This window comes from Meridianimarinicoccus roseus (assembly GCF_003172915.1).
In the GTDB taxonomy this organism is placed as follows: Bacteria; Pseudomonadota; Alphaproteobacteria; order Rhodobacterales; family Rhodobacteraceae; genus Meridianimarinicoccus; species Meridianimarinicoccus roseus.
Genome location: NZ_QGKU01000016.1, coordinates 38,497 through 53,254, shown reverse-complemented (window position 1 = coordinate 53,254; position 14,758 = coordinate 38,497). Strand labels below are relative to the sequence as shown.

The window sequence follows — 14,758 nt, the reverse complement described above, 5'->3', positions numbered from 1 at the left end:
CGCTCCTATCTGCAGAGGAAGGACGCCGCCCCTGGTTCCCCTGCCGTTTCAGCCGACTGAGCGTGGCTTGCCTCGACCAGCAGCGCCGCCTGCGTCCTGTTGCTGACCCCGAGCCGCCGCAGCAGCGCCGTGATATGCGCCTTGACGGTGGCTTCGGCGAGATCCAGTTCGTAGGCGATCTGCTTGTTCGGCTTGCCCTCACAGATCAGTTTCATGACCTTCTGTTGCTGCGGTGTCAGCGCGGCCAGTTTCGGATGGAGGCTGCCCGGCGCAGGCCCCGCGGGTCCGGTTGCCGGTGCTGCCTGACGGTATGCCTTGGGCACATACTTGCGCCCGGCCGCGACTTCGCCCAGCACGGTCTGAAGCACGGTCGCGGGGGTGTCCTTCGGCAGAAAACCCGCCGCGCCCTCGTGCATCAGGGTGTTCACCACCACGTGCGAGGTCAGGGACGAAATCACGAGGATCGGAACGTCCGGTATTCGCGCCCGCAAGGTCATGAACCCCGAAATGCCATTCACATCCGGCAAGACCAGGTCGAACATCACGAGGTCCGGGTAGAAACCGCGTTCCAGCACGGCAAGCGCCGAGCCGAGTGAATCGGCCTTTTCCACCTCGCAATCCGCGAAGACCCCTCCCAGTGCCGACGCCAGCGCGTCGCTGTACATCGGATGATCATCCACGATCAGCACCGACGAGACGGACTCGCCCGGAACTGCAATCTCGTAGTGTTGCATAGCTGTTGCCTCCCCGGGCGAAAGCTATCCGAGACGCCACTTTTTGCAACAGTTTCGAGTCGACCAGCTTCCGGAACCGGAAAAAGCCTTGCGCGGCCTCAGCCCTGTTTGCCGGACGTCTTGGCCACATGGGTGGCGATCACGTCCATCAGCGGCGGCGACAGGCAGTCGTACGGCGTCAGCCCCAGTTCCGTCAGACGGCCACGAATATCGCCCATGCGCGCCGGATCGACGCCGGATTCGATGATCGATGATACGAAGGCCGCAAAGGTCGGGGCGGCCCAGCCCGTCCGATCCGACAGTTCGGTATGCACGAAGTCCAGCCCGTGAAACGGGTGCCCTGTGTTCTCGATCCGACCGACCATGTGGGTGCCGCAGTCCCGGCAAGCATGGCGCTGGATCGCCGCGCCGGTATCGACGATGCCCAGCTTGTCCGCGTTTTCCTTCACCGTCACCTTGTCGCGCGCGACCACGGCGATCTGGGCGAACACCGCGCCCTCGGGTTTCCAGCACTTGGTGCAGCCGCAGACGTGATTATGCGCGGTCTGCGCCGCGACCTCCACCACCACAGGGCTGTCAGTGCACTTGCATTTCAGCGTGCCGCCCGCAAAGCCCGGCTTTTCCGGTGGGATGCCGTTGTCGACCTGCGGATGAATCTTCACGTGGGTGTATTTCGGTGCCGCCGCGGCGGGTGCCTCCGTTTCGGATTTTCCGCCAAAGAACATGTCCAGAAGTCCCAAAGTCGTTCCTCCCCTTCCTTATGAACCCATGCTTTTTTACGCAAGGTAACCCAAGGGTGCGCCTGAAGCGGGATTCGGACAATTCAGCGTTTGGTATCGGGTGCGGCTTGCAGGAAGGCCCGTGCGAAACCGGGCAGATCCGGCTTTTGGGCAGCACGCGCGAAAAGTGCGCGGTCCAGTCCGGCCAGCAGCCGCTGCCGGTCCGACCCCGCGCCGTCCCGGCGCAGCAGCGCCGCAGCGGCCCGGCGGGTGCCCGCGGCGTGGTCCGCCCGGGCCGCCTGCCGCAGCTTCCGGGCAAGCGGGTCGAGCATCGGCAGGCGCCGCCGCACCGCATCCACGGACGGCCGCCAGCCAGACAGCGCATGCGCTAAACCCAATGCCAGCGCCGTAGCCCCGGCAAGCGCCGCAGGCCAGCCTGGCAGGACAGCGGACGCGGCGCGCGTCAGCGGCGGCGCAGGCAGGGTCGCCGCGTCATAGGCGACACGCTGGGCCGAAATCGTCACATCTCGCAAGACCCGCGCTTCGGTGTCGAAATAGCTCAGTCGCAACGGTTCGACGATGGCGGAGCGGTCGTTGCCGGGCTGGATCGTCCAGCGCCAGAACGCGTAGGACACCGGACCTTCCGGCGACAACTCGATCAGGCGCTTCTCGGGATGGGCGAAGACCATCCCCGACGGTGAGCCAAGTTCCGGCATCGGCGGGATCATCTCGGGCGTGGCGCCGATCGCCTTGATCCGGATGATCCGCAGCACACCCTCGCCAGGCTGCAACTGGTCGGGCGGGTTCGACCATGTGTCCGAAATCTCGATCCGTTTTGCAGGAAACCACCAGGCGCCGTCCGGCAGCTCGGGACCAGGAGCCACCTGCACAGTCACCGGCGATGACCGGATGTCGTGGCTGAACCAGTCGTCGCCCTCGTCGGTCAGCGTCAGATGGTGGGTGAAGGCGCCAATGGTGAGCGTCCCGGCCCGTTCGGGGTAAAGTGCCATCCGGCGCTGCATCACCTTCACAAGTTTGCCGTCGATACGTTCCTCAGTCCAGCGGTCGGGGCCAAGCTGGGTCCAGTTGAATCCCTCCAGATCGGGCTGTTCCAGTGCCTCGCGGGTGATGTGGCGGCGATATTCCCCTCGGATCAGCAGCGTGACCATCTCGCTGGGGAAAGGGGTGTGTGCCTGTTCCAGCACTTCCACGCTCAGGGTCGCATCGGACGGATCGACAGTGCTGGTCTGCGCAGCAGCGCAAGACGCCCAAGCGTAAGGCAGGAGCAGCACAAGAAACCGGGCGAGACGCCTCATCGCAAGGCCTCCTCTTCGGGCGGCGGCGGGCTCAGGCCAAGCCGCGCGCGCCGCTTGTGTTCATGGGCGATCCGTGCGGCAAGGTAGGCGCCGGGAACGTCGGAAAGCTGTTCCAGCCAGCGCGCGTCGGCTACCATGAAACGGTCGTCGAAGATGCGGCGCACCCGTTCCTGTTCGCGGCTGATCAATGCGGCATAGCCCAGCATCGCACCGGAATTCGTCACCTCGTCGCCGCTCCCCGACGCGCGGCCGTTGCCACGTCCCTCGGGCGCATCGTCTTGCGGACCCTCATTCCGACGCCCAAACAGTGCCAGCACACCGGCATCTATGCCAAGTGCGGCGTAGTACGAGGCCACCAGATCGAAATTGGCCCGCGCGTCATCGTCGCCTGCAGGAATCACCCGGTCATAGGCTTCCAGCGCGGCGGCATAGCGCCCTGCCCGCGCTTCGGCATTCCCGAGGTTGTAATGCGCCCGCGCGGTTCGGAACGCCTGCGCCGCCTGCTCGGGCTGCCCCGCACGATAAAGCGCGACCCCGCGCCAGTGCGGATCGTCGAACAGCGGTGCGGCCAGCCCCGGCAGCCCTGCTGCCAGCAGCACTCGGCCGAACGGCGCGGGGCCACCGCCAATTGCCAGCGCCAGTGCCGCGCACAGCGCCGTTGCCAGCGCCAGCGCCCTCATATCGGCGCCCTGCGGAACAGGATCAGCAGCGCCGCGAGCGCCGGGATCAGCAGGTAGCGCCCAAGGTCGTGCCAGAACAGAAGCGCGAAATCCTGGCGCTCCAGCCGGGTGCGGGCTCCTTCGGACAGCCAGTCCGACAGCGCCGCCGCCTCGGTCAGCGCGAAGACGCGTCCGCCGCCGACCTGCGCCAGCGCCGCCATCCCGGGATCTGGCGGGCCCGGCGCAACCACCGCAAGCCGTGCGCCCCGCGCAGCGATCGCGGCCGCCTCGCGCAACGCGTCGGGTCCAAGCCCGCCACCATCCGTCACCAGCACAACGTCGCCGGCGATTACCTGTGCCTCAGCCAGCATCCGCACCGCAAGCGCAAGCCCTCGGGCCGGCCGCGTGCCGGGGTCTGGCACTGTTTCAGGCGTGACCAGCGACAGGGTCTGGCCTAGCTGCAGCAGGTCCGACGTCATGTCGGTGGCGACATAGGCATCGCCCGCGTACAGCACCAGCCCGGCAGGCCGCGCGCCCAGCCCGGCGATGGCAAAGCGCCCGGCGGCCACCACCTGCGGCCAGAGCGGCCCACCGACATGCGCTGGGGACGCGTCCAGCACGAAGACCGCGCCATCGAGGTTTCGGTAACTCACCGCATCGCGCCGTTCGACCGCCGGACCGGACAGCGCCAGCACAAGAAGCCCAGACGCGGCCAATGCGGCCAGCATCGGAAGGCGGCTGCCTTGCGGCTCCACCCGGCCAAGCGCCGCCAGCGCGCGCAGCAGCGCCGGGTCCGCCGCGCGCGCCCAGTCGCCGGCGTCACCCGCACGCCGCCACAGCCACCAGCCGACCGCGGCCAGCACCGGCAACGCCAGCAGCCAGCCAGGGCGCAGCAACGTCAGCACCAGACCAGTCATTCGGTCTGCTCCCGCCAGGCAAGCAGAAGGCTGGCCAGTGCCGCACCCGCGGCGGGCCAGACCCAGAGCGCGCGGTGCACCTCCGCGCTCAGCCCGGCGCTGTCCGTCGCCTCCAGCCGGTCCAGCGCGGCACCGACGGCGACAAGGTCTTCCGTGGTGCGAACGCGGAATGTCTCGCCGCCCGACACGCGCGAGATCGCGGCAAGCGCGGCCGCGTCCACAACACCGCGTTCGCCCGGCGCCGCGCTGGTGGTGTCCTTCGGCCCAAGCGCGATCGTGTGCACGCGAACACCCATGTCGGCGGCCAGTTGCGCCACTCCCTGCGGGTTTGTGGCGCCAGCATTGTTGGCTCCATCCGACAGCAGGATCACGACACGGCTCGCGGCATCCGATCGCGCCATGCGTTTCAACGCCAACCCCAGCGCATCCGAGATATTGGTCGCGCGGCCCGAAATGCCGATCTGCGCCTCCTCGATCCGTCGCGCCACGGCGTCCACATCGAAGGTGAAGGGCGCCGCGAAATATGCTTCGGAGCCGAATACTATCAGCGCCACCCGGTCCCCAGCCCTGCGGCGGGCGAAATCGGCGCCCACCGTGGTGACGGCCTCCAGCCGGGTGACCGACCGGCCGTCGAGGAAGAAGTCGTCACGCACCATCGATCCGGACAGATCGAGCGCGATGGCGAGGTCGCGCCCGGACACCTTCAACGCGGTGACCGGCTCCAGCATCCGCGGGCCGGACAACGCGATCACCGCCAGCGCCCAAGCCAGCCAGGGCAACCCGCGCCGCAGTCGGGCCGACACCAGCGGGCGACCCACGCGCCCCGCCGCGATCAGCGCCGTGCCGATGCGTTCCGGCACCGCAAGTGTCGCCCCGCCGACCTGCGCCGGGGGCAGCCAGCGCGAGGCCAGCAGCGGCAGGGGCAGCAGCACCAGCGCCCAGGGTGCGGCAAGATCAAACATGTCGGTCGATTTCCGCGCGCAGCGCTGCGCTGTCCGGCCCGCCGTCGGGGCGGTAAAGCCCGGCGCGCAGCGCAACGAACCGGTCGGGTGCGACAGTCTTGAGAAGTCGCAGAAGCGCCAGCCGCCGCTCGGGTTCGGGCAGCGCGAGGGCAGCCGCAAGCCGGGCACGGGGCGCGTCCGGTTCGGTCCGCGCGGGGCGGCGCACGGCCAGAGCCCGCAGCAGACCCGCCACGCCAAGCGCCACAAGGCAGGCCAGCGCGACCGATGCCGCCAGTTCGGCCGCCAAACCGCCGGGCGCGACTGGCGGCAGGCGGATGTCGCGCAGCGCAGCCTGCAACGCGGCCTCGCTCAGCGCCGATCCGCCGGGCCCGGTCACGGCGTGCGGTCCTGCGGAAAAGCTCCGGCAAGCCTGCGGGCCAGTTCGTCCACGGACGCCCCGGCATCGAGCGTAAGCGCGGGGCGGCCAGCAATGACCACGCTGTCCGGGCTAACCGGCTGGCGACCCGGCGCACCGTCCAGCGCAACGCGCAGGCGCCGCCCATCGGGTAGCCGCACCGGGTAACGGCCCCGTGGCAGGCGCGCGGCATCGGCATCCCCGATCAGGATGAGCCGCGGAACGCGCCGCCGCGCCAACGCCGACAAACGGTCGGCCAGCCCCTCTCCACACCCATCGAACCCGGAAGCCAGCAGCAGTTCCGCCCCCGCGGGCGCGCAGCGTTCCACCGGCGCCAGCGCCGCGTCCAGCGGCACAAGGGCACCCGCCTGATCCCCTGCATCGCCGCCCTGCGACGCGCCCCTCGCCACTGCGTCCAGCGCGGCCGCATGGGCGCGCACCAACCCGCCGATCACGTCCAGCATCCCGCGCGTGCGGCCACGCGGCGCGACCGCGACAGGCCCTGCCGATGTCAATGCCAGCAGGCCGACGCGGCCACCATCTTCGACCACGCGCCAGCCCAGCAGGCACAGCGCCTCGGCCGCCACGACGGACCGGAACGCGCGGGTAACGCCCCATAGCATTGGCGCGCGGAAATCGGCGATCAGCAGCGCGACCCGGTCACGTTCCTCTTGGAACTGGCGGACATGTAGCGTGCCTGTGCGCGCCGTGGTACCGCGGTCGAGGTGGCGGATATCGTCGCCGACCACGTAGCAGCGCACATCGGCGACTTCCTGCCCGTGGCCCTTCCGGCGCGTGGCGAAGCCGCCCGGCAGCGCGGCCAGAACGGGCGCCGCGCGCGAGCGCAGCGCGACCCGGCGCAGGGCGATCAGCGCGTCCGGCGCCAGCATGACGCCCGGCGCCTCAAGCGCGGCGATCACAGCGGTTCCACCGCCGCAAGGATGTCTGCCACAACCGCGCGGGAGGTACGGCCCTCGGCCACCGCACGCCATGACAGGACCATTCGGTGGGCCAATGCGTCCGGCGCAAGGTCGGCCACATCTTCGGGCAGGGCGTGGTCGCGCCCGCGCAGATAGGCCCGCGCCTTGGACGCCGCCGCCAGCGCCAGCGATCCGCGCGGCGAGACCGCATGTTCGACGTCGCCCGCATGGGGCCCCTGCCGCGTGGCCGTAACCAACCGCACGATGTAGTCGCGCAATTCGGGGGCAAGATGCACCGCCATCGCCGCACGCCGCGCCTGCGCCAGCCCGGACTTCGACAGTTGCGCGCCGGGGGTAGGCACGGTCTGCCCCTCAGCCTCGACCAGATCGAGGATTCGCCGCTCGGTCTCGGGGCTTGGCAGGTCCAGCCGCACAAACAGCAGGAAGCGGTCCAGTTGCGCCTCCGGCAGCGGAAAGGTGCCATCATGTTCGATCGGATTCTGCGTGGCAACGACAAGGAACGGATCGGGCAGCGCGTGCGTGTCGCCCCCGGCGGTCACCTGCCGTTCGGCCATCGCTTCAAGCAGCGCGGACTGCACCTTGGGCGGGGCACGGTTGATTTCGTCCACCAGAACGAGGTTGTGGAACACCGGACCCGGCACGAATTCGAACGCCCCGGTCTGCGGGCGGTAGACCGGGGTGCCGGTCAGGTCGGCGGGCATCAGGTCGGGTGTACACTGGATGCGCGCGAAGCTGCCTTCCACCGCATCACCAAGCCATTTCACAGCGCGCGTCTTGGCGAGGCCCGGTGGCCCTTCGACCAAGAGGTGCCCCCCGCTCAGCAATGCGATGATCAGCCGGTCGATCAGAAGATCGTTCCCGACCAGCCCCTCCGACAGGTGCCGCAGCAGCGCGCCCAGACTTTCGGGCGTTGTTTCGGCGCGTGTATCCATGTCTCCTCCCTGTCGCCTGTCCGGCGATCTTCTGGGAGGATGCTAACGGATCGCTCCGCTCCGTCCTATCGAGTCCAAGGTCGCAGGCCAGCAGCGTGCATTGCCCCCCCTCAGGGCACGAGAGCCCGACATTCCCGGTCGACAATCAGCGCGAAGCGGGGGTCTGCGGCCGTGTCACGCGCAAGGCGGCTCAGTCGCTCGAACTCGGCATCAATGAAGTCGATGAACGCCGGCTCCGTCGTCTCGTCCACAGGGGCCAATGCCACGGCGTGCATCATCAGCAGGTCGAATTCGCACAGGCCGGGCGGATTGGACCGCAGCATCGCCCGCATGAAATCGGGGGAACCCCAGGAAAACCTGTGCAGGTTGAGTGGCACTTCCTGAAGTTTCGACAGAAAATGCGGCTCCATCCGCAGCATCAGAACGTCCATGCCAAACGTGAAGCTCTGAAAAAGCTCCTCCAGCAGGATCGAACGATAATAGGTCTCCTCCAGCGCGGAGCCGGGTCCGCCCGCCGCCTGCTGCACCATCAGATGCGTGGCCGCGCCGCGGCGCCCGAAGAAGGTCTGCGCCATTGCGGGCGACGTGGCCATGAACTCCCGCCCGCGCGGCAATCCGAGATCATACACCTCGTCTAGCCGCCGCAGATCGGCAGTCAGCGCCGCATTGGGGGGAAAACCGGAATAGAGCCGAAGGATGGCCATGCGCCCGGAGCCGCACAGGCGCGCCTCGGCCCCTGCGTGGCGCATGGGCAGAGGCTTGCCGAACACGTGCCGCGACAGCGCGCGGAATGCGTCCAGCACCTCGGCTGTTCGCGGCGTAGGAGCCTCGCCCACAACACAAAGTGCAGCGCCGGACAGGTCACGACCATTAATGTGGATGGGAATTCCAAGGTCCCGTCCCAGCATCGTTGTGCGCAGTTCGTAGTTCCAACCGGTGCGCGCCAGGTCGAGAAAACTTTGCTTGTCTGCGGCAGTCGCCGACGCCGCCGAGAACAGGACTGCAAGAATGGTCAGGATTTGCGGCAGCGCGAGGGTCATATCAGTATGGTAGCGGGACTGAGCAAGGTGTCCACTGGACCGGTGCAGACGGTCAGGGAGCGTGAATGATGCGGCGTGACAGGAACCGTCCCGCGGGCGCTGGAGTTCTGCTCACGGAAAGTCTGAATATCGCCTGCACCCAAGTCCCTTAGCGGCGTGTTGGACCGACGCGGCATAGGAACCCCATCGGTCGGTGAGCACCCTGAAGATTTATGGACGATCGGTTGGAGGAACCTGTGAGACAATTTGGGCAGACGGACGGTAAGACTGAGGTCGTCGGCCGCGCGACTGTATCCGCCACGCTGCGGTCGGGACACCTGTTCATGTGCGGAGTGTTTCAAACGCAGACCTCAGCCCGTTCTGCACCGCCAATGCGACAGGTAGTACAGCGCCATCGTGCCTGAGCGGCGTCAAGGTACGTTTGGGCGCGTCCGGCCGCCGACACCGGGAATGCACGCAGAGCGCTTGCGTCAGTCCGTCCCGCAAATCGTTCACCCGAGGCGCGCGGGTCACCGCTCGGTGAGAACTGCCCGCAGCGAGGCGTCAAGCGGTTTGAGAATATACTGGAGGATCGTGCGCGTATTGGTCTGTATTTCGGCGGCGACCTCCATACCTGGCCTGATCGGGCGGCGGTCGCCTTCCGGCCCGATGCGATTGTCGTCCAGCCGGATGGTAGCTCGGAAATGGCTTGTGCCGTCTGGCTGCTCGACGCTCGTCGGCGACAGGCTTTCGATCCTTCCTGAAACGCCGCCGAACCGTCGGAAATCGAAGGTCTGAAGTTTCATCGCGACGCTGTCGCCGACTGCGACATGGCCTATATCCTGCGGCGAAATCCGGATCTCGGCCATCAGCGAGACCGAACTCGGAAGCAATCTGAACAATTCCGTGTCGGGCCCGATGACTTCTCCTGGTAGCGGAAAGGCCACGTGCTGGATGATACCGTCGCGCGGCGCCCGAATTGCAAGCGCATCACGAAGCTCTTGAAGGCCTTGCAGGTCGTTCTTGAGCGATCGCGCCTTCTCGTCGAGTTCGAATGCCTCGCGAAGCAGTGTTTCGCGATGTTCAAGAGCGTTTTCCGCCATACGCGCTTGCTGTGCTTGCCGGTCGCTGACCGCACGGGCGAGCGCAACCTCGGAGGCAGCGAGTTCCCCACTCAACTCTCCAAGCCGATCCGTCGCAGCGAACAGTGTGAACTCGGCGATATGGCCTTGCGCTGCAAGGCGCGAAAGCCGGGTGACCTGGTCACTCTGATCCTCGACCCTGCGCATTGCGATGGTGCGTGCACGTTCCAGTGAGGCAATGGTCCGGTCGGCCGTCGCGATCTGCCCGGAAATCACCTGCTGGCGCGCAAGAAAAAGCGCATGCCGCGCATCGGCATAGGCATCGCCCGGCACCTTCGCCGCCGCGTCAGGGCCGACCGGTTGCGGTGAGGCCCCATGCTGCAACCATCCAAGCACGGATGCGATCGCGGAGCGACGATATTCGACCTGTGAGAGCGATTCACGCGCAGCGGCGATCTGCCGGGTCAGTTCAGGCTGATCCAGACGTGCCAGCAGCTCTCCGGCGAGTACCTGCATACCCTCCGAGACATGCACCTCGGTGACGCGGCCACCGCTCAGATGCTCGATCGACACAGGCCGACCGGACGGAACGATCGTCCCCGGGGCACGGACAAGTTCGCGCAGCGGTGTAAGTGCCGCAAAGACAAGCGCGGCGCCGAGGAACACCACGACCGTGAGCATGACCGCACGCGCCGTCGCAGGCAAACGCCCTTCCCTAAGCCATTCTGCCTTGGCGAAAAGACCGCGGATGGGTGGCGGATTGGCCGTGAAGACGTGGGGAGCATGCGTATCGGTCATTGGTCCACTTTCCTGCGGGCGCGCATGGCATCATACTTCCGACGGGCGCCGTCGCCCGTATCGTTCAGCACCACCCGGCCCTGTTCGATCCAGATGATCCGGTCGGCAAGTGCGATGTGATCGGGATGGGAACTGACAAGAACCGTGGTACTGTCGCCCTTGAGTTTTGCGAGGGTTGCAGTGAACGCAGCGGCGCGACGGGCATCAAGCCCGTTTGATGGATCGTCAAAAAGGTAGATGGCCGCAGGGCGACACAGGCAGCGCGCCAGCGTGAGGCCACGCAAGCTAGACGCCGAGAGTGTCTTCCGAAACGCCTCGCTCAGGCGGGTGTCCAACCCTTCCGGGAAATGACTCAGGTCATCCGCTAGGCCGATCTGAGCGATGGCAGCTTCGGCCGCAGATCGGGTCAGGTCCGGACAGGCAAGCTGAAAGTTCTGCCAAATGGTCCCATGGAAGAATTCAGGCAACTGCCGGGCGTAGCTTATCATGTGACGCAGGTCGTCGACGGCGATCTGGCGCATGTCCACACCGTCGAACTTCAAGGTGCCGCCCACCGGCGCGTAGAGCCCATCTATAAGGTCGAGAAGCAGCGATTTGCCGGACCCGTTCGGGCCCGCGATCACCACGCATTCGCCCGGAGAGATATCGAGTGTCAGCCCGGACAGAAGCGGGTCGGCGCTTCCCGGAAAGCGGAAGGACATGTTGGCCATCGAAATACCGCCACGGAATGCCTTGAAATCGGACAGGGCCGCACCGCGCGTGAACTCCTCCTTAAGGCCCAGAAGGCGATCGATTTGTCGGCTGCTCTTCACGAAACCCTGGATCTGCGGCAGGTTGGAGTAGAGCGCATTCACCGGGGCAAGGCACTTCCAGACCAGCGACATGACCGCGACAAGCGCGCCGAAGCTGAGCGCACCTGTCATTGCAAGCTCCGTTCCCAGAAAAACGGCACAGACACCCGAAATTGCCATGACCGATTGTCCGAACGCCTGGCACGACAATTGTAGTCGGCGGGCGCGGCCTGTGGCCGCCGCGCTTTCGGCGGCAAGGTGGCGGTGGCGATCCGCCCAGAGATCGCGGACCCCCAGCCGCTGCAGGCTCCGCTGCATCTGGATCATCTCGAACAGCAGCTTCTGATGGGCCGTGCGCGCCGCACTGGCGGACTGGTTGCGACGGGCAAGTGGCGCTGCGGATACCCAGGCGGCTAGCGCGAAGACGATGCAGGCCAGCAGGATTGTCGTCCCGATGGCTGGGCTGATCATGAAGAGCATGCCAAGGAACAGGAAGATGAACGGGATATCGAGTAACGTCGCGAAGACGGGGCCGGAGAACAGCTCGCGCATCCCCTCGAACTGTTTCAGGCGGGCAATCTGCTGGTCGACATCACTTTTGCGCAACTCATCAAGCGATACCGCCGACAGCTTCCGGAACAGCCCTAGACTTAGGCGCGCTTCCATCGCCGCGCCCATATGGGCAACAGCGCGCGCCCTTATAGACCGTAGTAAGAAGTCGGTTGAAAGGACTATCCCCATCGCGATACCGAGTGCAACAAGCAGTTCGGTCGCGCCGGTGGGGATCGCACGGTCATAGATCACCATGATCAGAACCGGCACGGCAAGTGCCATGACGTTCGTCACCAGTGACGCAAGGAAGAGGGCCATCCAGGTGCTGCGAAACTGGCGCACCAGGCTGCCAACACCGCCAAGCGCGGTCTTGGCCCGGTCCCCACCGGCCTCCTTGATGCGAACGAACGTAACGGTGTCTCTCGACACAGGTTCCCAGCGGGCGGCGCCCGTTGCCGACTCGACCCGGATGGTATCATTGCGCAAGGCAAGAACAATCGAGACGTCCCCGTGATGGCCGATGCGCAATGCCGGCAGGTCGCTGGCATGAAGCTCGCGGGTGGAGCCGGTGACGAAGTTCAGACCAAGGCCGAGGTTGCGCAGCGTGGAAATGCAATCATCAGCGTTGAACCGTTCCGTCAGGTGCGGCACCGCTTGCATGAGACCGTTTCCGGTCGTCTGCCACCCGGATGCGACGACGAAACGGAAGAGCAGCGCCAGCTCGCCTTGAAGGGCCAGACCCGTCATGCCGACAGAGCCTCTATCTGCCGCCGGGCCGCCGCATCCACCGCACGATCCTCGTCCCACACCGCGTAGGCGTCTTCAGAACGTCGTTTCAGCGCAAGCGCACTCTCGGCAAGCGCACTGATCTGCGGTTGGGTGCTGGCAAGAAGGATTGTCGTCGTCCCGGCGAACTCGGCAAGCAGGTCAGCAGCGCGATTAGCGGCCGGGTCATCCATCGCCGACGTGGCGTGGTTCAGAAGGAGAATGCGCGGTCGCATGACCAGCGCACGTGCAAGGCCGACTTTTTGCAGGAACCCGCGCGACTGAGGCCCGGCATCGGGGCCAATGATCGTCTGGTAACCAAGCGGCATCGCACGGACCTCGGCGTCCAGACCCAAGCGGTCACAGATCTCCATCGATCCATCCCGGTCGGGAACCGTTCCGAACAGCAGGATGTTGTCTAGGATCGTTCCGCGAAAGGCGACCGGGACCTGATCCACGAAGCCAATACCGCCCGGCCCTCGGTGGCCGATCGCCTGAATCGGCGGCAGCCCGTCTACACGGACTACGCCCACCGACGGGGCCTGTTCGGCAAGGATCATGCGCATCAACGAGGCGCGCCCCCCGCCATCCGTACCTTCTATGCGCACGCACTGACCAGGCGCGATATCGGCATTGACGCCCTGGAACAGGATCGCACCACTTTTCGGGTGGCTGAAGCCTAGGTCGCGCAACGTGATCGCGCCGCGCAGGGGAGACTCGGGCGCGATCCGCGGCCGCATTGGCATGGCATCCAGCTCCGCAAGCCTGTTGCGTGCCTGAACCACGCTTTCGCCTTGCATCATGACGCCGAGAAGCTTGAGAAGTGGTTGGGTCGTCCGCCCGTTCAACAGCATGCAAGCCGCCAGTTCGCCGACACCTAGTTGCCCGGCCAGCACCAGCCATGCACCGCACAACCCCATCGCCGCGACCGATGCCTGCCCAAGCACGGCGCCCAGCGATTGCGATAGGCCCGACAGGCTGATGATCGCCCGACTCGCCGCAGCCGACTGCCGGATCAGCAGCTCGTAGCGGCGGAGCATCTGCTGTTCCATCAGGTTGGCCTTCACCGTTGCGATCTGGCTGAGGAATTCGATCAGGAAGGAATAGCGACGCCCGTCAACGACCTTGCGCTGCTCCAGCACCCGAGACTGGCGCCGCTTCATCACCAGCGTCACACAGAAGATGACCGCAAGGATCATCAGCGGAACCGCAATCAGGATCCCTCCTATCAGCCCGATCATGGCCACGAAAATCATCGTGAACGGAAGATCTATAACAAGAAGCCTTCCCTGCCCGGCATAGTGCTCCCTCAATTGCGCGACCGCGCCGAAACGCTCGAAATGTACACCGATCCCATCGCGTTCATGGTCACGCGGGACCGTGTCCAGCATCTTGCGACAGGCGGCATCCGACAGTTCGGTTTCGTATCGGGTACCGGCATGACCGACCAGAACGATCCGGCAAACCCTGAGACAGAACTCCGCCAAAGCGACTGCGATCAGGCACACGAGAAAGACGCCGAGTGTGGCATGGGCGGAAAATGGGATCACCCGGTCAAATATCTGCAACATCACCAGCGGCAGAGCCAGCGCAAGGATGTTGAGCGCAAGCGATCCGGCAAGCACAGTCACGCCCAGCCGCGGCGTAACTACCGACATCCGGGCGCGATCCTGTTCAATAATTCCTGCCATAGCGGTCCACCATTTCATTGCACTGTCTTCTAGTGCCGAAGTGTTTTCGAATGATTGCCGCCGAGACATAAAAGCATCGAATTCTAGAGAGTTTCGCGGGTGCAATTCAGCAACGCTTAACGCATTGCACCGAAGCTCCGCAGACCAGGAGGGATAGATGCGCTCCGAAGATTTCCAACCGTCACCAGGATCGCCTGAGGCCACCGCCAAACAGGTGCAGGTCGTCCCCGACGTCATCGGTGCGCAAACCGCAGCCGAAGCGCAAAGGCGCGCCCCGGAAAAAGCCGCAGTGCACATGGCGCCTGGCGGCAACACCCCGGACGATACGGATACCGCGCGCCCGACGCTGCACTATGGCACGATCCCCGAGTGGGGAACTGCGCCTCTTGATCCTCCCTCAGAAACGGGGGAACCTCAATGCGAGACGCTTGCGACCGCCACCGACGCCGCGGGCGCCCAGACCCATCGCGACGTCACGCTCCGGGT

Annotated in this window: 14 protein-coding genes; 1 reads left to right on the top strand and 13 read right to left on the bottom strand. The window is 65.9% G+C overall.

Annotated features, from left to right (window positions below):
• Positions 1-5 precede the first annotated feature (5 nt).
• The 13 genes from DKT77_RS04705 to DKT77_RS04645 all read right to left on the bottom strand — a co-directional run bounded on the left by DKT77_RS04705 (position 6) and on the right by DKT77_RS04645 (position 14,509).
• A complete protein-coding gene (locus DKT77_RS04705; protein WP_109810583.1) occupies positions 6-734 on the bottom strand; it encodes a LuxR C-terminal-related transcriptional regulator in 729 nt (242 codons plus the stop codon).
• Between the two features lie 98 nt (positions 735-832).
• Positions 833-1,474, bottom strand: a complete 642-nt coding sequence (gene gfa / locus DKT77_RS04700) for an S-(hydroxymethyl)glutathione synthase (protein ID WP_420798291.1) — start codon at positions 1,472-1,474, stop codon at positions 833-835.
• A gap of 83 nt (positions 1,475-1,557) precedes the next feature.
• Entirely contained in the window at positions 1,558-2,769 is a 1,212-nt protein-coding gene (locus DKT77_RS04695; protein WP_109810581.1) for a BatD family protein, read from the bottom strand.
• A complete protein-coding gene (locus tag DKT77_RS04690) occupies positions 2,766-3,449 on the bottom strand; it encodes a tetratricopeptide repeat protein (protein ID WP_109810580.1) in 684 nt (227 codons plus the stop codon). The genes DKT77_RS04695 and DKT77_RS04690 overlap by 4 nt, the downstream gene beginning before the upstream one ends.
• On the bottom strand, positions 3,446-4,345 hold the full coding sequence (locus tag DKT77_RS04685) for a vWA domain-containing protein (RefSeq protein WP_109810579.1): 900 nt from the start codon (positions 4,343-4,345) through the stop codon (positions 3,446-3,448). Before DKT77_RS04685 ends, DKT77_RS04690 begins: the two co-directional genes overlap by 4 nt.
• Positions 4,342-5,307: a VWA domain-containing protein gene (locus DKT77_RS04680; RefSeq protein ID WP_109810578.1), complete on the bottom strand. Its 966-nt coding sequence runs from the start codon at positions 5,305-5,307 to the stop codon at positions 4,342-4,344. The genes DKT77_RS04685 and DKT77_RS04680 overlap by 4 nt, the downstream gene beginning before the upstream one ends.
• Positions 5,300-5,683 (bottom strand): hypothetical protein, encoded by a 384-nt coding sequence (locus DKT77_RS04675; RefSeq protein ID WP_109810577.1) that lies wholly within the window; start codon positions 5,681-5,683, stop codon positions 5,300-5,302. The genes DKT77_RS04680 and DKT77_RS04675 overlap by 8 nt, the downstream gene beginning before the upstream one ends.
• A complete protein-coding gene (locus DKT77_RS04670; protein WP_109810576.1) occupies positions 5,680-6,621 on the bottom strand; it encodes a DUF58 domain-containing protein in 942 nt (313 codons plus the stop codon). Before DKT77_RS04670 ends, DKT77_RS04675 begins: the two co-directional genes overlap by 4 nt.
• Positions 6,618-7,574, bottom strand: coding sequence for an AAA family ATPase (locus DKT77_RS04665; RefSeq protein ID WP_109810575.1), 957 nt, complete (start codon positions 7,572-7,574; stop codon positions 6,618-6,620). Before DKT77_RS04665 ends, DKT77_RS04670 begins: the two co-directional genes overlap by 4 nt.
• 110 nt (positions 7,575-7,684) lie before the next feature.
• On the bottom strand, positions 7,685-8,614 hold the full coding sequence (locus tag DKT77_RS04660) for a hypothetical protein (RefSeq protein ID WP_238547688.1): 930 nt from the start codon (positions 8,612-8,614) through the stop codon (positions 7,685-7,687).
• Positions 8,615-9,123: 509 nt separating this feature from the next.
• The gene (locus DKT77_RS04655; RefSeq protein ID WP_109810574.1) at positions 9,124-10,473 is read right to left on the bottom strand and encodes an HlyD family type I secretion periplasmic adaptor subunit; all 1,350 of its coding nucleotides are present in this window, start codon (positions 10,471-10,473) and stop codon (positions 9,124-9,126) included.
• Complete coding sequence (locus tag DKT77_RS04650) at positions 10,470-12,563, bottom strand: peptidase domain-containing ABC transporter (protein WP_109810573.1); 2,094 nt, start codon at positions 12,561-12,563, stop codon at positions 10,470-10,472. The genes DKT77_RS04655 and DKT77_RS04650 overlap by 4 nt, the downstream gene beginning before the upstream one ends.
• The gene (locus DKT77_RS04645) at positions 12,560-14,509 is read right to left on the bottom strand and encodes an ABC transporter transmembrane domain-containing protein (protein ID WP_238547687.1); all 1,950 of its coding nucleotides are present in this window, start codon (positions 14,507-14,509) and stop codon (positions 12,560-12,562) included. The genes DKT77_RS04650 and DKT77_RS04645 overlap by 4 nt, the downstream gene beginning before the upstream one ends.
• Positions 14,510-14,561: 52 nt before the next feature.
• Here DKT77_RS04645 and DKT77_RS20840 point away from each other — a divergent pair.
• Positions 14,562-14,758: hypothetical protein (locus tag DKT77_RS20840; RefSeq protein ID WP_238547686.1), on the top strand; the 197-nt coding region annotated here is incomplete at its 3' end.

Bases quoted from the DNA above. Each gene is read 5' to 3' on its own strand.
- DKT77_RS04705 (WP_109810583.1), bottom strand. From the start codon at position 734: ATGCAACACTACGAGATTGCAGTTCCGGGCGAGTCCGTCTCGTCGGTG.
- DKT77_RS04695 (WP_109810581.1), bottom strand. From the start codon at position 2,769: ATGAGGCGTCTCGCCCGGTTTCTTGTGCTGCTCCTGCCTTACGCTTGG.
- DKT77_RS04690 (WP_109810580.1), bottom strand. From the start codon at position 3,449: ATGAGGGCGCTGGCGCTGGCAACGGCGCTGTGCGCGGCACTGGCGCTG.
- DKT77_RS04685 (WP_109810579.1), bottom strand. From the start codon at position 4,345: ATGACTGGTCTGGTGCTGACGTTGCTGCGCCCTGGCTGGCTGCTGGCG.
- DKT77_RS04680 (WP_109810578.1), bottom strand. From the start codon at position 5,307: ATGTTTGATCTTGCCGCACCCTGGGCGCTGGTGCTGCTGCCCCTGCCG.
- DKT77_RS04665 (WP_109810575.1), bottom strand. From the start codon at position 7,574: ATGGATACACGCGCCGAAACAACGCCCGAAAGTCTGGGCGCGCTGCTG.
- DKT77_RS04660 (WP_238547688.1), bottom strand. From the start codon at position 8,614: ATGACCCTCGCGCTGCCGCAAATCCTGACCATTCTTGCAGTCCTGTTC.
- DKT77_RS04655 (WP_109810574.1), bottom strand. From the start codon at position 10,473: ATGACCGATACGCATGCTCCCCACGTCTTCACGGCCAATCCGCCACCC.
- DKT77_RS04650 (WP_109810573.1), bottom strand. From the start codon at position 12,563: ATGACGGGTCTGGCCCTTCAAGGCGAGCTGGCGCTGCTCTTCCGTTTC.
- DKT77_RS04645 (WP_238547687.1), bottom strand. From the start codon at position 14,509: ATGACGTCGGGGACGACCTGCACCTGTTTGGCGGTGGCCTCAGGCGAT.